Source organism: Actinokineospora sp. HUAS TT18 (assembly GCF_051364635.1).
GTDB lineage: Bacteria > Actinomycetota > Actinomycetes > Mycobacteriales > Pseudonocardiaceae > Actinokineospora.
Window position 1 is genome coordinate 4,465,855 of the sequence record NZ_CP195645.1, and the last position, 13,406, is coordinate 4,479,260.

Sequence of the window (13,406 nt, forward strand, 5' to 3'; positions counted from 1 at the left end):
GGTCAGCTCCCCTTCGCCGGGACGACCTGCAGGTAGACCGCGGTCAGCACGAAGTTGACGAAGAACAGCAGCAGGAAGGTGATGACGACGGACTGGTTCACCGCGTCGCCGACCCCCTTCGGGCCACCCTTCGGGTTGAGGCCGCGGTAGGCGGCCACGACGCCTGCGATGAAGCCGTAGATCAGCGCCTTCAGCTCGCTGATCCACAGGTCGGGCAGCTGCGCCAGGGCCGAGAAGCTGGCCAGGTACGCACCTGGTGTGCCGCCCTGCAGGACGACGTTGAAGAAGTAGCCGCCCATCACGCCGACGACGCTGACCAGGCCGTTGAGCAGCACGGCGACCAGCATCGCGGCGAGCACCCTGGGCACCACCAGGCGCTGGATCGGCGAGACCCCGAGCACCTCCATGGCGTCGATCTCCTCGCGGATGGTCCGCGAGCCGATGTCGGCGCAGATCGCCGACCCGCCCGCGCCCGCCACGAGCAGCGCGGTCACCAGGGGCGCGGCCTGCTGGATGATCGCGAGCACGCTGGCCGCGCCGGTGAACGACTGCGCGCCGAGCTGCACGATCAGCGTGCCGAGTTGCAGGGCCACGATCGCGCCGAACGGGATCGCCACGAGCGCGGTCGGCAGGATCGTCACGCTGGCGATGAACCAGCACTGCTGGATGAACTCCCGCGTCTGGAACGGCCGCCGGAAGATGTTGACCACGACGTCGAGCGCGAGCGCGAACAGGCGCCCGGTCTCGCGCAGCGCCCCGGCTCCGGGGAAGTTGGCGGTCGCGGTCGTCACTTGGCACCGCCGGGGGGCTGCTGCCAGCCCGACTCGGGCAGCCTGGCCACCTGGGTGTCGGCGAGGTCGCCGTGGAAGCTCCGCGGCGGGTCGGCCACTGGGCGCGGCTGCGTCCGGGGAATCGGCTGGGGACGCGGCGCGTTGACCGGCTGCGTGGCGGCGGGCACGAGGTGGGAGTGCACGTTGTAGCGGGCACGCTCCTCGTCGGTCAGCGACTGGATGATGCCTTCCTGCGCCGCGGGCGGCAGCGTGTGCAGGATCCGCATGACCCGGTCCTTGCGGCGGCGCACCCCGGCGCGCACGGGCATGCCCGGCGTCGGCTCGATCTGCGGCACCACACCACGCAGGTCCTCCTCCGACGACCCGTCGGAGTGCCCGGCGTCGGCGTGCGCCTGCTCCCGCGCCATCTGCGCGGCGTCCTTCTCCTCGGACATGCCGATCGGCCCGAGCCTGCGGCCGTTGAGGAACTGCTCCACGACCGGCTCGTCGCTGGTCAGCAGCACCTCGCGCGGCCCGAACATCACCAGCTCCTTGCGGAACAGCATGCCCAGGTTGTCCGGCACCGTCCGCGCCAGGTTGATGTTGTGCGTGACGATGAGAATGGTGGCGTCGATCTGCGCGTTCAGGTCGATGAGCAGCTGCGACAGGTAGGCGGTGCGGACCGGGTCGAGCCCGGAGTCCGGCTCGTCGCACAGGATGATCTCGGGGTCCAGCACCAGCGCACGGGCCAGCCCGGCGCGCTTGCGCATACCGCCGGAGATCTCGCCGGGGAGCTTCTTCTCCGCGCCCTGCAGACCGGTCAGTTCGAGCTTCTCGAGCACGATCCGCTTGATCTCGGCCTCGGACTTCTTCGTGTGCTCCCGCAGCGGGAACGCAACGTTGTCGAAGAGGTTCATCGAGCCGAAGAGCGCGCCGTCCTGGAAGAGGACGCCGAAGAGCTTGCGGGTCTCGTAGAGCTTGGCCTCGCTGCAGGTGACGATGTCGACGCCGTTGATGACGCACTTGCCGCGGTCGGGCTTGAGCAGCCCGATCATGGACTTGAGGAAGACGGACTTGCCGGTACCCGACGGGCCCAGCATGACCGAGACCTCGCCTGGCGGGAGCGTCAAGGTGACGTCGCGCCAGATGGCCTGCTTACCGAAGGACTTGGTCAGACCCTCGATGACCACCTCGGCGCCCATCGAACCTCCCGAACTCAGCCACCACCGGACCGCTCCGCCCGCGTGAACGGTGTCTTCCATGCAACGACGGCGGTCCTTCTGAGTTACTGCAGAAGTTACCGCCGAGTTGGGAACGTACCTGGATGGGCCTTGTCACACGAATCCGGGTATGACCTAGCGCACAGTCAACAGTGCTGAGCTGGGGGGTTGCTCATCTGGGCACAGTTGCGCGGGTCTGTGGCGGACGGCCATCGCACAACAAAACCGGGGTCCCGCGCTGTGCGCGGGACCCCGGTGAAGGTGAAGCGGGTGAAGCGTCAGATCACTTGACGGCGATCTTGGCGCCAGCGGCCTCGAGCTTCTCCTTGGCGGCCTCGGCGGCCTCCTTGTTGACCTTCTCCAGGATCGCCTTCGGAGCGGCCTCGACCAGCTCCTTGGCCTCCTTCAGGCCCAGGCCGGAGACGACCTCACGCACGACCTTGATGACCTGGATCTTCTTGTCACCGGCCGACTCGAGGACGACGTCGAACTCGTCCTGCTCCTCAGCGGCCTCGGCCGGAGCGGCGGCGCCACCGACAGCGGCGACGGCGACGGGCGCGGCGGCGGTGACCTCGAAGGTCTCCTCGAACTGCTTCACGAACTCGGACAGCTCGAGCAGCGTCATTTCCTTGAACGCGTCGAGCAGCTCGTCGGTGCTGAGCTTCGCCATGGTGGCGGTTCCTTTCACTTGCACACCCGGTCTAGCGGGCGCGGGTTATTTCCGGGTGGTTTCGTTCAGCTCTCGGCTGCGACAGCGTCCTCAGCGGGAGCCTCGGCGGCGGGGGCGGAGTCGCCCTCGGCCGCGCGCTTCTCCTGCAGGGCAGCGGCCAGGCGGGCGATCTGCGAAGCCGGGGCCTGGAACAGCCCGGCGGCCTTGCTGAGGTTGCCCTTCATCGCGCCCGCCAGCTTGGCGAGCAGCACCTCGCGGGAGTCGAGGTCCGCGATCTTCGCGACCTCTTCCACCGTGAGCGGGCGGCCATCCATGTAGCCGCCCTTGATGACCAGACCCTTGTTGTCCTTCGCGAAGTCGCGCAGGGCCTTCGCCGCGTCCACCGGTTCGCCTTCGACGAAGGCGATCGCGGTCGGACCGATGAAGAGGCTCTCCAGCCCGTTGACACCCGCGTCGGCGGCAGCCCGCTGGACGAGGGTGTTCTTCGCGACGCGATAGGTCGTGCCAGTGCCGAGAGCGCGACGCAGCGTGGTCAGCTGCGACACGGTGAGGCCCGTGTACTCGGTGACGACGGCAGCCGAGCTGTTGCGGAACTTGTCCGCGATCTCGGCGACTGCGTTCACCTTCTCAGGCTTCGCCATGGTCGCCTCCTCTCGTGTGGGTGTCGCCGGTATCGCCGACCCCAGAGACGACAAACGCCCCGGCGCAAAGCGGCACGGGGCGTGACAAGCGCGCGAGGGCGCTCGAAACCTTCCTCGTCCTCCCTGCGCGGGCCGCCCACTCGGGGCCTTCGTCTTCGTCCACCCTGGGATGTCGGAAGAAACCAGCGGTCTTCGGTAGAACCATCGAACAGAGTACGTGGTGCTCGGCGCGGTCTCCAAATCGGGTCCACGGCATGATGAACAACGTGGCCGACAACGACGAGCCCAAGGGCCTGCCCCCCGCCGCCGGTGACCGCGGCATCTGGCCGACCGACCCCCAGGTGCCGTACGTCCCGCCAGGCGACATCCCCGCACCCCCACCCGCGACCCAGGACTCCGCCGAGTGGCGCGAGTTCCAGGAGTTCCAGCGCTTCAAGGAGTTCCAGCGCGGCGAACTCCCCGCCGCCCGCAAGCGCCCGCTGTGGCTGCGGATCCTGCTGGGCAAGTGGGTCCGCCGCCTGGTGTTCCTGCTGATCCTGTTCATCGGCGCGATCTGGGCCTACCAGCACTACTTCGGCAACCCCGACGACGATCTCCCCGCGTCCCAGACCGGCGGCGGGAAGACCGACCGCACCGTGCTGTTCGCGTCCACGCCGAAGGAAGCGGTCCGCGCCCTGTACGACAACATCGCCCAGAACATCCCGGGCGACGCGTGTTCGCGGTTCGAGACCGAGGCCGTCGCGCAGGAGTTCGCCAACGCCTTCAACGCCCCCGACTGCCCCATCGCGGTCGAGCGCCTGAACGCCCAGGTGGGCAAGGCCAACGACTACGCAGAGCCGTACTTCCCGCCCCGCATGGACCTGCTGCCGAACGCGAGCGGCCTGGTCGTGGTCAGCTCGTGCGAGATGGAGGTCCGCGACGGCCCACGCCTGGGGAAACTCACGGTGAAGAAGATCCCCAACGCGCGTGGGGAACAGTGGACGATCTCCGACTACAGCAAAGAGGCGTGTACCGCCGTTCAGCCCACTGGCTGATCCACCTCAGGTAGGACGCCCGCTTACGCCCCACCTGGCTAGCGTCCCAAGCCATGAGCACACATGACAGCGCCTCGGCTGGCGTGTTCCTGGTGGGGATCTACGAGGGCGTACTGCCGCTGGTGTCGAAGGTCTTCGACTGGCACCCGTTCCTGGCTTTCCCGCTGCGGCTGCCGAACCCGTGGTGGTGGATCGTCTCGGTCGCCGTGATCATCGTGGCGGTCATCGCCCTGGACGCCATAGACAAGGCCAAGAAGCGCGCGGCCTGAAACGCGAAGAAGGCCCCGCCGAAGCGGGGCCTTCTTCCATGAGAACAGATCAGGCGTTGGCCTGAGCGTCGTCTTCCAGCAGGTTGCGGGTCCGGGTCGGGTCGACCGGGATGCCGGGGCCCATCGTGGTGCTGAAGGTGATCTTCTTCAGGAAGCGGCCCTTGGCGGCGGACGGCTTCGCACGGAGGATCTCGTCCAGCGCGGCGGCGTAGTTCTCGACGAGCTTGCTCTGCTCGAACGACGCCTTGCCGATGACGATGTGCAGGTTGGCCTGCTTGTCGACGCGGAAGTTGATCTTACCGCCCTTGATCTCGTTGACCGCCTTGGTGACATCCGGGGTCACCGTGCCGGTCTTCGGGTTCGGCATCAGGCCACGCGGGCCGAGGATGCGGGCGATGCGGCCGACCTTGGCCATCTGGTCCGGGGTCGCGATGGCGGCGTCGAAGTCGAGCCACCCGCCCTGGATCCGCTCGATGAGGTCTTCGGAGCCCACGGCGTCCGCACCGGCGGCCTCGGCCTCGGCGGCCTTGTCGCCGGTCGCGAAGACGATGACGCGGGCGGTCTTGCCGGTGCCGTGCGGCAGGTTGACGGTGCCGCGGACCATCTGGTCGGCCTTACGCGGGTCGACGCCGAGCCGGATGGCGACCTCGACGGTCGCGTCCAGCTTCACCTTGGAGGTCTCCTTGGCGAGCTGAGCGGCCTGGAGCGGGGTGTAGAGCCGCTCCTTGTCCACCAGCTCGGCGGCCTGACGGTAGGCCTTGCTGCGCTTTGCCATTGCTGTTCCTCAATTTCGTAGCACGCCCTGGGCAGGAAATCCCGAGCGTCTGGATCAGTCGTGGTGCGGACCAGCGCCTGGCCCTCCCACACTTGCTGGGTACTGCGGTCTAGCTATTCGACGACGATGCCCATGGACCGAGCAGTACCGGCGATGATCTTCGCGGCCTGGTCGATGTCGTTGGCGTTGAGGTCGGCCTTCTTGGTCTCGGCGATCTCGCGCACCTGGTCCCAGGTCACCTTGGCGACCTTGGTCTTGTGCGGCTCAGCCGAGCCCTTGTCCACACCGGCGGCCTTGAGCAGCATGCGCGCGGCGGGCGGGGTCTTCAGCTTGAAGTCGAACGAGCGGTCCTCGTACACGGAGATCTCGACCGGCACCACGGTGCCACGCTGCGACTCGGTCGCGGCGTTGTAGGCCTTGCAGAACTCCATGATGTTGACGCCGTGCTGGCCCAGCGCGGGGCCGACCGGCGGGGCCGGGTTGGCCTGGCCCGCCGTGATCTGCAGCTTGATGATCGCTGCGAGCTTCTTCTTCTTCGGTGGCATGTCCGTACTTTCCTGTTATCGCGTTGTCCACCGGGCGCGAATGGCTGCGCCCCCGGTGGCCGTCCGGTCCGATGCGGACCGGTCAGATCTTGGAGACCTGGGTGAACGACAGCTCGACCGGGGTCTCCCGGCCGAAGATCGACACCAGGACCTTCAGCTTCTGCCCGTCGGCGTTGACCTCGCTGATGGTGGCGGGCAGCGTGGCGAACGGGCCGTCCATGACGGTGACCGACTCGCCGACCTCGAAGTCCACCTCGACCTGCGGGCCACGGGCCTGCGTGGTGGCCGACCCCTTCGCGGGCTTGGCCTCCTCGACCTGCGGGAGGAGGAACTTCAGCACCTCGTCGATGGTCAGCGGCGACGGCTTGGAGGTCGCGCCGACGAAGCCCGTCACGCCCGGGGTGTTGCGCACCGCGGACCACGACGGGTCGTTGAGCTCCATGCGGACCAGGATGTAGCCGGGCAGCACCTTGCGCTGCACCTGCTTGCGCTGGCCGTTCTTGATCTCGGTGACCTCTTCGGTCGGCACCTCGACCTGGAAGATGTAGTCCTCCATGTCGAGAGTCTGGATGCGCGTCTCGAGGTTGGTCTTGACCTTGTTCTCGTAGCCCGCGTAGGAGTGCACGACGTACCAGTCGCCCGGGGCGCGGCGCAGGGCGTCGCGCATCTCGGCTACCGGATCCGCCGGGGCCTCGTCGATCGGTGCGGCCTGCGCCGGGACCTCAGCGTCGACGGAGTCGTCGTCGCTGCTGTCTTCGGCGGAGTCCGCGGCGTCGGCAGGGGCGCTGCCAACACGGCCGTCGGCCGACTCGAGGATCTCCTCGTCGTCGGTCAGGCTGGTCAGCTCGCTACCGTCGGCGGCGCCGTTCTCGGAGGTCACAGTTGGTCTCGCTTCCTTTCATGAATCACGTGCTCCGGGTATTCGACCGGTGCGCCGCGTCGGGCGCAAATCAGCCGAACAGCCAGAACACGCCCTTGCCGAGGCCGAGGTCCAGGCCAGAGATGAGGGCGATCATGAAGGCCACGAACACCAGCACCACGGTGGTGTAGGCGATCATCTGCTTGCGCGTGGGCCAGATGACCTTGCGCAGCTCGGCGACGACCTCGCGGAGGAACCGGGAGAAGCGGGCGAAGATCGAGCCCTTCGACTCCTTGCGGTCCCGGGTGGGCGTCGGGCGCCCCTTCTTGTCGGGGGCCGTGGCGTCGGACTTGGCGACCGCCTTGGCCTTCTCCGCCTTGGTCTCGGCGTCCTTGCGGGCGGCCGGACGGGCCGTGCCGCGACGCTCACGCCGCGCAGCGGCGGTGACCGGACGAGAAGGGCGCTCCTGCCCCTCTTCCCGCTCCTTGTCCTCGGCCACGCCATCCTCCACTCGATGTGTACTACCCGGTCCGGTGAGGGATCACCCGCACTCGGACGCAAACGCAGGGGCGACAGGACTCGAACCTGCAACCTGCGGTTTTGGAGACCGCTGCTCTACCAATTGAGCTACACCCCTTCGCGAGGCCCGTATGGGCCGCGCTCGGGCGCCTCTGACTGACCCACTTTATCGCCAAGTGGAATCGGCCAGGGCGCTCAAGCACGGAAGCATACGGCACCCGGCCCGAGGCACCGCAACCGAGTACCCCGAGCCGGCCCCGCAGGCCGTCTGAAAGCCCCTAACCGCTGTGCTGACCAGTGCCGACCCGCAACGATGCCAGCGCGTCGGCCAGCCGGGTGATGCCTTCCTCGATCTGGTCGACCCGCACACCCGAGTACGCCATGCGCAGCGTCGACTCGCCACCCTCGAGCAGGAAGTCGGTGCCCTTCACGAAGGTCACCCCGCGCTCCTCGGCGGCGGTCAGCAGCTTGGCCACGTCCACGCCGTCGCCGAGCTCGACCCACATGAAGTAGCCGCCCTCGGGGGCGGTGAACTTCGCCTCCGGGATGTGCTTCTCCAGCGCCGCGCACAGCACGGCCACGCGCTCGGCCAGCGCCGCGTTCACCGTGGCGATGGAGCGCTCCATGCCGCCGCTGACGCAGAACTGGTGCACGATCGCCTGGCTGAGCATGTTCGGCGAGATGTAGGTGTTGGTCGCCCGCACGCGGACCCGGTCGATCAGCTCGGTCGAGCCGACCAGGTAGCCCACGCGGGTGCCCGGCGCCACGGTCTTGGAGAACGAACTGGCGAACACGACCCGGCCGCGGCCCTCGTCGAGCTCCAGCATCGACGGCAGCGTCTCGCCGGCGAAGCGGATCCGCACGTACGGGTCGTCCTCGAAGATGACGAAGTCGTACTGCTCGGCCAGCTCCAGCAGGCGCTTGCGCTTGGCCAGGCTCAGCGTGTAGCCGGCCGGGTTCTGGAAGTTGGGGATGATGTGCGCGAACGTCGGCCGCAGACCGCCCTCGAGCAGCGCGGCGAGCTCCTCGGTGTCGATGCCGTCGACGTCGAGGGAGACCGGCCGCACGTCGGCGTCGCGGCCGCGCAGGCCCAGCAGGGTGCGGTCGTAGGTCGGCTTCTCGACGATGACCGGCTCGCCGGGCTTGACCAGCTCGTCGAACAGGAACGCGTCCGCCTGCATCGAGCCGTTGGTGACCAGCACCTGGTCGACCGGCACACCGTGCAGGTCCGCGAGGAACTTGCGCAGCGGGGGGTAGCCGACGGCGGTGCCGTAGCCGAGCGCGCCGCCGGGGTCGGTGGTGAGTGCGGCGTCCGCGGCGGCCTTGAGGCCGTCGACATCGATGATGTCGAGAGAAGGGGCGCCACGGGCGAAGGAGATGAGTTCGTTGGCCGTCACGCGTGAAATCTAGATGAACCGCGCCCGGGGAGCCTTTCGGGGGCTCCCCGGGCGCCGTCGGCTCAGGCCTGGAACGGGGCCAGGGCGGCGATCGCGGAGGCGCGCTCGGCGTACTTCCACTTGGCGAGGTCGCCGACCGACTTGATGCCCAGCTCGGCCAGCAGCTCGTCGTGCTTGGTGGTCAGGCCCTCCAGCGCCGACGGGGGCGCGTCGAGCAGCTCCGCCAGGCTCTTGTCCTCGTAGGCCTTGTCGACGAGCTTGTTCAGGTTCACAGCCACGGAAACGTCCTCCGGATCAGGGTGATTGCGATCACTTAGCGTGCTCAGCCTGCACCCGAATGGAGGTCACCGCAACGGTGTCCAGTGACGTTTCCCCAAACTCCCTATGAACGGGGGCGGACGACGGCGACCGGCTTGCCGAGGACGGTCTTGCCGTCGAACTTCGCGGTCAGGTCGATCCGGACCGTCCCGTCGTCGTTCACCGCGCCGATCTTGCCGCTGACCTCGACGATCGCGCCCTTGTCGTCGTTGGGCACCACGACGGGCCGGGTGAAGCGGGCGCTGTAGGCGACCACCTCGCCGCCCCAGTCGGTGGCGACGCGGCCCGCGATGGCCATGGTGAGCATGCCGTGGGCGATCACGTCGGGTAGTCCGACCTCGCGGGCGAACCGCTCGTTCCAGTGAATGGGGTTGAAGTCGAGCGCGGCGCCCGCGTACCGGACCAGGTCCTCGCGGGTGATCGTCACCTCGATGGTGGGCAGCTCGTCGCCGACGCTGGTCATGCCTGCTCCTCCTCGGCGTCGCGCACCACGAGCTGCGCCTTGGCGGTCACCACGGGCTCGCCGCCGTCGCCGGAGATCTCCGCGCGCAGGGTGATGAAGTCGTTCCCGGCGCGGCTCATGATGTTGTCGACGTACGCGTTGACCGTGAGCCGGTCGCCCGCCACGACGGCGCGGTGGAACTCGAAGCTCTGGTCGCCGTGCACCATCCGGCTGTAGTCCAGGCCGAGCTCGGGGTCGGAGACGATCGAGTTGATCGCCGCCAGGTTGATGATCGTGGTGAACGTCGGCGGTGCCGTCACGTCGGGGTATCCGGCCGCGCGGGCCGCCTCCGGGTCGAGGTAGAGCGGGTTGGTGTCCCCGATCGCCTCGGCGAACTCCCGGATCTTCGCCCGGCTTACCTCATACACCTCGGACGGCGGGTACGCGCGTCCCACGAAAGACTGGTCCAGTGCCACCGGAACAACCTACCCAACAAGCAGCGAAGGCCGCCCCAGCACCTGGGACGGCCTCACGCGTTCGCTGACACGAGTGTCAGCGGGTTTCCTTGTGCAGCTTGTGCGTCTTGCAGTTCGGGCAGAACTTCTTCATCTCAAGGCGATCCGGGTCGTTGCGCCGGTTCTTCTTGGTGATGTAGTTGCGGTGCTTGCAAGTCTCACACGCGAGCGTGATCTTCGGCCGCACGTCAGTAGAAGCCACAACAACCTTCCTTACATGACCAGAGAACCCGACCACCAAGGACGGGAGTCCGGGGGCGTGCCCCGGGTGGGATCTGCGTAGCGATGGCCGGACTTGAACCGGCGACACAGCGATTATGAGTCGCTTGCTCTACCGACTGAGCTACACCGCTTTGTTACTGCTCTTGAGTTACTGCTCGACATGGATCAAGCCGCGCGACACCGCAGATATTTCCGGTGCCTCGCGGCCGATCTGCCGAGCCCCTTTACGGAATCGAACCGTAGACCTTCTCCTTACCATGGAGACGCTCTGCCGACTGAGCTAAAGGGGCCTGTCCCTGGGGACGGGCGTAACTTTACACAGCCCTGCGCCCAGCTCCAAAACGGGGGGTGGGGTTAGGAGAGCAAGGTCAGCACGGTCTCGTCGCGCAAGCCTTTGGCCTGCGTGGTTCGCGCTTGCAACCACGCTTCGAGCCTGCTCTCCGACAGCGGCCGGGAGATCAGGTAGCCCTGCGCCACGTCGCAGCCCATGGCCGCGAGCTGGTCGCGCGCAACGTCTTCCTCAACGCCCTCGGCCACCACGGTCAGGCCGAGCGAGTGGCCGAGTTCGACGATGGAGCGCACGACGGCGAGGTCGCCGAGGTCGGTGCCCATGCCGAGCACGAAGCTCTTGTCGATCTTCACCTCGTCCACCGGGAGCTGCCGCAGGTAGGCCAGCGACGAGTAGCCGGTGCCGAAGTCGTCCACGGCGAGCACGACGCCGAGCGCGTGCAGCCTGCGCAGCACCGGGAGTGCCCGCTGCGGGTCGGCCATGACGCCGGACTCGGTCAGCTCCAGGGTGAGCAGCTCCGGCGGCACACCGTGCTTCTCCAGCGCCGCGGCGACGCGGTCGGGGAAGTTGGCGTCGTCGAGGCTGCGCACCGAGAGGTTGACCGCCGCCGAGATCCGCAGCCCGCGGTCCATCCACTTGCGGACCCGGTTGAGCGCCTGGTCCATCACGAAGCCGGTCAGCGCGTCGACCAGGCCCGCGGCCTCGACCGCGGGGACGAACTCGTCCGGGTCGAGCTTGCCGAACTCGGGGTGGCGCCAGCGGACCAGCGCCTCGACGCCGAGGACCTGGCGGCTGGGCAGCGCGACCTTGGGCTGGTAGTGGACCTTGACCTGGCCGGTCTCCAGCGCCTGCCGGAACTGGGTGACCAGTTGGAAGCGGCGCAGGAAGATCTGCCCCATGGTGGGCAGGTAGGCGCGCACGTGCTCGCCGCTGGTCCGCGCGGCGCGCAGGGCGACGTCGGCCCGCTGCAGCAGCGCGTCGACGTCGAGCTCGACCGAGCGGGACTCGCCGTCGACCGACTGCGGCGTCGAGTAGCCGACGACGGAGTTGGCCTCCACGGTGAGCCGGTCGACCGGGTAGGGCGCGGCGAGGATGGCGCGCAGCCGCTCGGCTGTCGCCTGTGCCGACTCGTCGTCGGTGTCGACGAGGAGCGCGGCGAAGGCGCCGCCTTCCAGCCGGGCGATGGCGACGTCGGTGCCGAGCGCGTCGCGCAGGCGGCGGCCCGCGGCGACGACCATCCGGTCGCTCCACGCGTAGCCGAGCGCGTCGGAGACAGTGGCGAGGATGTCGAGGTCGATGCGCAGCACGACCGACTCGGGATGCCGTCGCAGCGGCTCACCGGCGGCGCGGCGGAAGCCGAGGCGGTTGAGCAGGCCGGTCAGCGGGTCGTGGTAGGCGTCGTGGCGCAGGGTGGCGAGCAGCCTGCGGTTGTCCATGGCGGTGGCGAGGTGGCTGGCCATGGTGCCGATGAGCCGCACGTCGGGGCGGCCGAAGCCGCGCCAGCGGGACAGCTTGTCGTGCGCCTCGACGACGCCGAGCAGGTGGCTGCCGCTGCGCAGCGGCACGACCAGGGCCTCGTCGGCGCCGCGGCGCATGAGCGCGTGGCGGATCTCGGGGGCGGCGTCGCCGCGGCGGAAGTGCCGGACCTGGCCGCCGGGCAGGCGCAGCAGGGCGTCGGCGCGGGCGCCGGTGGAGTCGATGGCGCGCATCTCGGCGGGGAGGTCTTCACCGGAGACGACTGTGTGCAGTGGCCGCTGAGCGTCGAAGCGCAGCCGCAGCACGATCCGGGCGGCGCCGAGCTGGTCCTTGATCCGGTCGGCGATGACCTGCCACTCGTCGTCGCCGACGACCTCGGTGACCTCGGTGGACTCGTTCACACCGAGCGAGGGTTTCGCCGCGGCCTGGTGGCCCGCGCGGGCGACGATGAGGCTGACCTCGGACAGTGCCTCCAGATCGCGCTGTTCGCGCAGCATCCCGGAGTAGGCGAGGTAGAGGGCGGAGAGTCCGCCGAGCGCGAGTACGAGCAGCGGCCAGCCGGACTCGGCGTGCACCGCGACCTGGTAGCCGATGACACCGGCCGACGCGTTGACCATGCCCAGCACCAGCGTGCGCAGGACCAGGCTCACCGCGGCGCCGACGCGCATCCTGCGGCCGAGGACGCGCACGCAGACCAGGGCGAGCAGGGTGCTCGACAGCGGGGCGACCAGCGCGCCCGCGACGACACCGGCCCACGACGGGCCGAAGCCGTCGAGCATCTGGTTGAGCGCGGCGGCGGTGGCGAAGGCGCAGACGATCTCGAAGATCATCGCGCCCGCGTTGTAGAGGATTCGGTCGTGCACCCTGCGGACGAGCAGCGTGCCGACGCCCGCGGTGAGATGGGCGGCGAGCACGACCTCGAACGGGGCCACGAACAGGCCGATGACCAGCGGGATCTCGCAGAAGGAGATCGACCAGGACACCCCGCCGCGCACGTCGACGTTGATCGCGAGCTGCTCGGCGACCAGGAAGCCGAGCGCGAGCAGGAGGCCGACCCAGATCAGCTGCGGGCGCGGGTTGGACGGCAGCCACCACGACACCAGGCCCGCCGACACCACGGCGGAGACGAGCACCAAGAGCGAGAAGACGAGGAACCGCCGGTTGGGGGCGGGGTCCTCGACGAGCCAAGGGGAGTTCTCGGGAGTCGCCTCTTGCGACGCCGCCGACTCGGGCGCGCCTGGGTGGTCCGGCATGCAACCTCCTCGCCACGGCCGCTGAGGCGGACCAGAGTGGTGGCTCCCGCACATGGCGAGTCCCCCGACGGCCCGCTGACTGTACCCCGATCAGGCGAAAGAGGCACGTGTGCTAGTTACCCGCCGACATCGTGGGATTGGCCATGACGAGGGGGTTAACAGTTCACTGAAGGACGTCTGACGTGCGCCCAT

The 13,406-nt window shown here is 68.6% G+C and carries 16 protein-coding genes and 3 tRNA genes; 2 read left to right on the forward strand and 17 right to left on the reverse strand.

Annotated elements, in window-relative coordinates; genetic code table 11:
* Positions 1 to 2: 2 nt before the first annotated feature.
* From ACSHT8_RS20180 to rplJ, 4 genes are all read right to left on the reverse strand, one after another.
* Positions 3 to 791 (reverse strand): MlaE family ABC transporter permease, encoded by a 789-nt coding sequence (locus tag ACSHT8_RS20180; protein ID WP_436492424.1) that lies wholly within the window; start codon positions 789 to 791, stop codon positions 3 to 5.
* A complete protein-coding gene (locus tag ACSHT8_RS20185; protein WP_436492425.1) occupies positions 788 to 1,972 on the reverse strand; it encodes an ABC transporter ATP-binding protein in 1,185 nt (394 codons plus the stop codon). Before ACSHT8_RS20185 ends, ACSHT8_RS20180 begins: the two co-directional genes overlap by 4 nt.
* Positions 1,973 to 2,273: 301 nt before the next feature.
* Positions 2,274 to 2,660 carry a 50S ribosomal protein L7/L12 gene (gene rplL / locus ACSHT8_RS20190; RefSeq protein WP_436502116.1) on the reverse strand — a complete coding sequence of 129 codons (387 nt, stop codon included), beginning with the start codon at positions 2,658 to 2,660 and terminating at the stop codon, positions 2,274 to 2,276.
* 65 nt (positions 2,661 to 2,725) lie between these two features.
* Complete coding sequence (gene rplJ, locus ACSHT8_RS20195) at positions 2,726 to 3,301, reverse strand: 50S ribosomal protein L10 (protein ID WP_436492426.1); 576 nt, start codon at positions 3,299 to 3,301, stop codon at positions 2,726 to 2,728.
* Positions 3,302 to 3,555: 254 nt separating this feature from the next.
* Here rplJ and ACSHT8_RS20200 point away from each other — a divergent pair, with 254 nt between their 5' ends.
* Together ACSHT8_RS20200 and ACSHT8_RS20205 are read left to right on the forward strand one after the other, a co-directional pair.
* Positions 3,556 to 4,335 (forward strand): hypothetical protein, encoded by a 780-nt coding sequence (locus ACSHT8_RS20200; protein ID WP_436492427.1) that lies wholly within the window; start codon positions 3,556 to 3,558, stop codon positions 4,333 to 4,335.
* A 53-nt stretch (positions 4,336 to 4,388) separates the two neighbouring features.
* Positions 4,389 to 4,604, forward strand: a complete 216-nt coding sequence (locus tag ACSHT8_RS20205; protein ID WP_436492428.1) for a hypothetical protein — start codon at positions 4,389 to 4,391, stop codon at positions 4,602 to 4,604.
* A gap of 49 nt (positions 4,605 to 4,653) precedes the next feature.
* On the opposite strand, the gene rplA is transcribed toward ACSHT8_RS20205, so the two are convergent.
* The 13 genes from rplA to ACSHT8_RS20270 form a co-directional block, all read right to left on the reverse strand.
* The gene (gene rplA, locus ACSHT8_RS20210) at positions 4,654 to 5,379 is read right to left on the reverse strand and encodes a 50S ribosomal protein L1 (protein WP_436492429.1); all 726 of its coding nucleotides are present in this window, start codon (positions 5,377 to 5,379) and stop codon (positions 4,654 to 4,656) included.
* A gap of 113 nt (positions 5,380 to 5,492) precedes the next feature.
* Entirely contained in the window at positions 5,493 to 5,924 is a 432-nt protein-coding gene (gene rplK / locus ACSHT8_RS20215; protein WP_436492430.1) for a 50S ribosomal protein L11, read from the reverse strand.
* Between the two features lie 82 nt (positions 5,925 to 6,006).
* The gene (gene nusG / locus ACSHT8_RS20220; protein WP_436492431.1) at positions 6,007 to 6,804 is read right to left on the reverse strand and encodes a transcription termination/antitermination protein NusG; all 798 of its coding nucleotides are present in this window, start codon (positions 6,802 to 6,804) and stop codon (positions 6,007 to 6,009) included.
* A 70-nt stretch (positions 6,805 to 6,874) separates the two neighbouring features.
* Positions 6,875 to 7,282 (reverse strand): preprotein translocase subunit SecE, encoded by a 408-nt coding sequence (secE, locus tag ACSHT8_RS20225; RefSeq protein ID WP_436492432.1) that lies wholly within the window; start codon positions 7,280 to 7,282, stop codon positions 6,875 to 6,877.
* Between the two features lie 65 nt (positions 7,283 to 7,347).
* Positions 7,348 to 7,420: transfer RNA gene (locus tag ACSHT8_RS20230), tRNA-Trp, on the reverse strand.
* Between the two features lie 160 nt (positions 7,421 to 7,580).
* Positions 7,581 to 8,699, reverse strand: a complete 1,119-nt coding sequence (locus tag ACSHT8_RS20235) for a PLP-dependent aminotransferase family protein (RefSeq protein WP_436492434.1) — start codon at positions 8,697 to 8,699, stop codon at positions 7,581 to 7,583.
* 62 nt (positions 8,700 to 8,761) lie between these two features.
* A complete protein-coding gene (locus ACSHT8_RS20240; protein ID WP_436492435.1) occupies positions 8,762 to 8,977 on the reverse strand; it encodes a hypothetical protein in 216 nt (71 codons plus the stop codon).
* Positions 8,978 to 9,081: 104 nt separating this feature from the next.
* Positions 9,082 to 9,480: a MaoC/PaaZ C-terminal domain-containing protein gene (locus tag ACSHT8_RS20245; RefSeq protein WP_436492436.1), complete on the reverse strand. Its 399-nt coding sequence runs from the start codon at positions 9,478 to 9,480 to the stop codon at positions 9,082 to 9,084.
* The gene (locus ACSHT8_RS20250; RefSeq protein WP_436492437.1) at positions 9,477 to 9,935 is read right to left on the reverse strand and encodes an FAS1-like dehydratase domain-containing protein; all 459 of its coding nucleotides are present in this window, start codon (positions 9,933 to 9,935) and stop codon (positions 9,477 to 9,479) included. The genes ACSHT8_RS20245 and ACSHT8_RS20250 overlap by 4 nt, the downstream gene beginning before the upstream one ends.
* Before the next feature lie 76 nt (positions 9,936 to 10,011).
* On the reverse strand, positions 10,012 to 10,176 hold the full coding sequence (rpmG, locus tag ACSHT8_RS20255; RefSeq protein ID WP_436492438.1) for a 50S ribosomal protein L33: 165 nt from the start codon (positions 10,174 to 10,176) through the stop codon (positions 10,012 to 10,014).
* Positions 10,177 to 10,254: 78 nt separating this feature from the next.
* Positions 10,255 to 10,327: transfer RNA gene (locus ACSHT8_RS20260), tRNA-Met, on the reverse strand.
* Between the two features lie 86 nt (positions 10,328 to 10,413).
* Positions 10,414 to 10,486, reverse strand: a tRNA-Thr gene (locus ACSHT8_RS20265).
* A 64-nt stretch (positions 10,487 to 10,550) separates the two neighbouring features.
* Entirely contained in the window at positions 10,551 to 13,214 is a 2,664-nt protein-coding gene (locus ACSHT8_RS20270) for a putative bifunctional diguanylate cyclase/phosphodiesterase (protein WP_436492440.1), read from the reverse strand.
* Positions 13,215 to 13,406 lie beyond the last annotated feature (192 nt).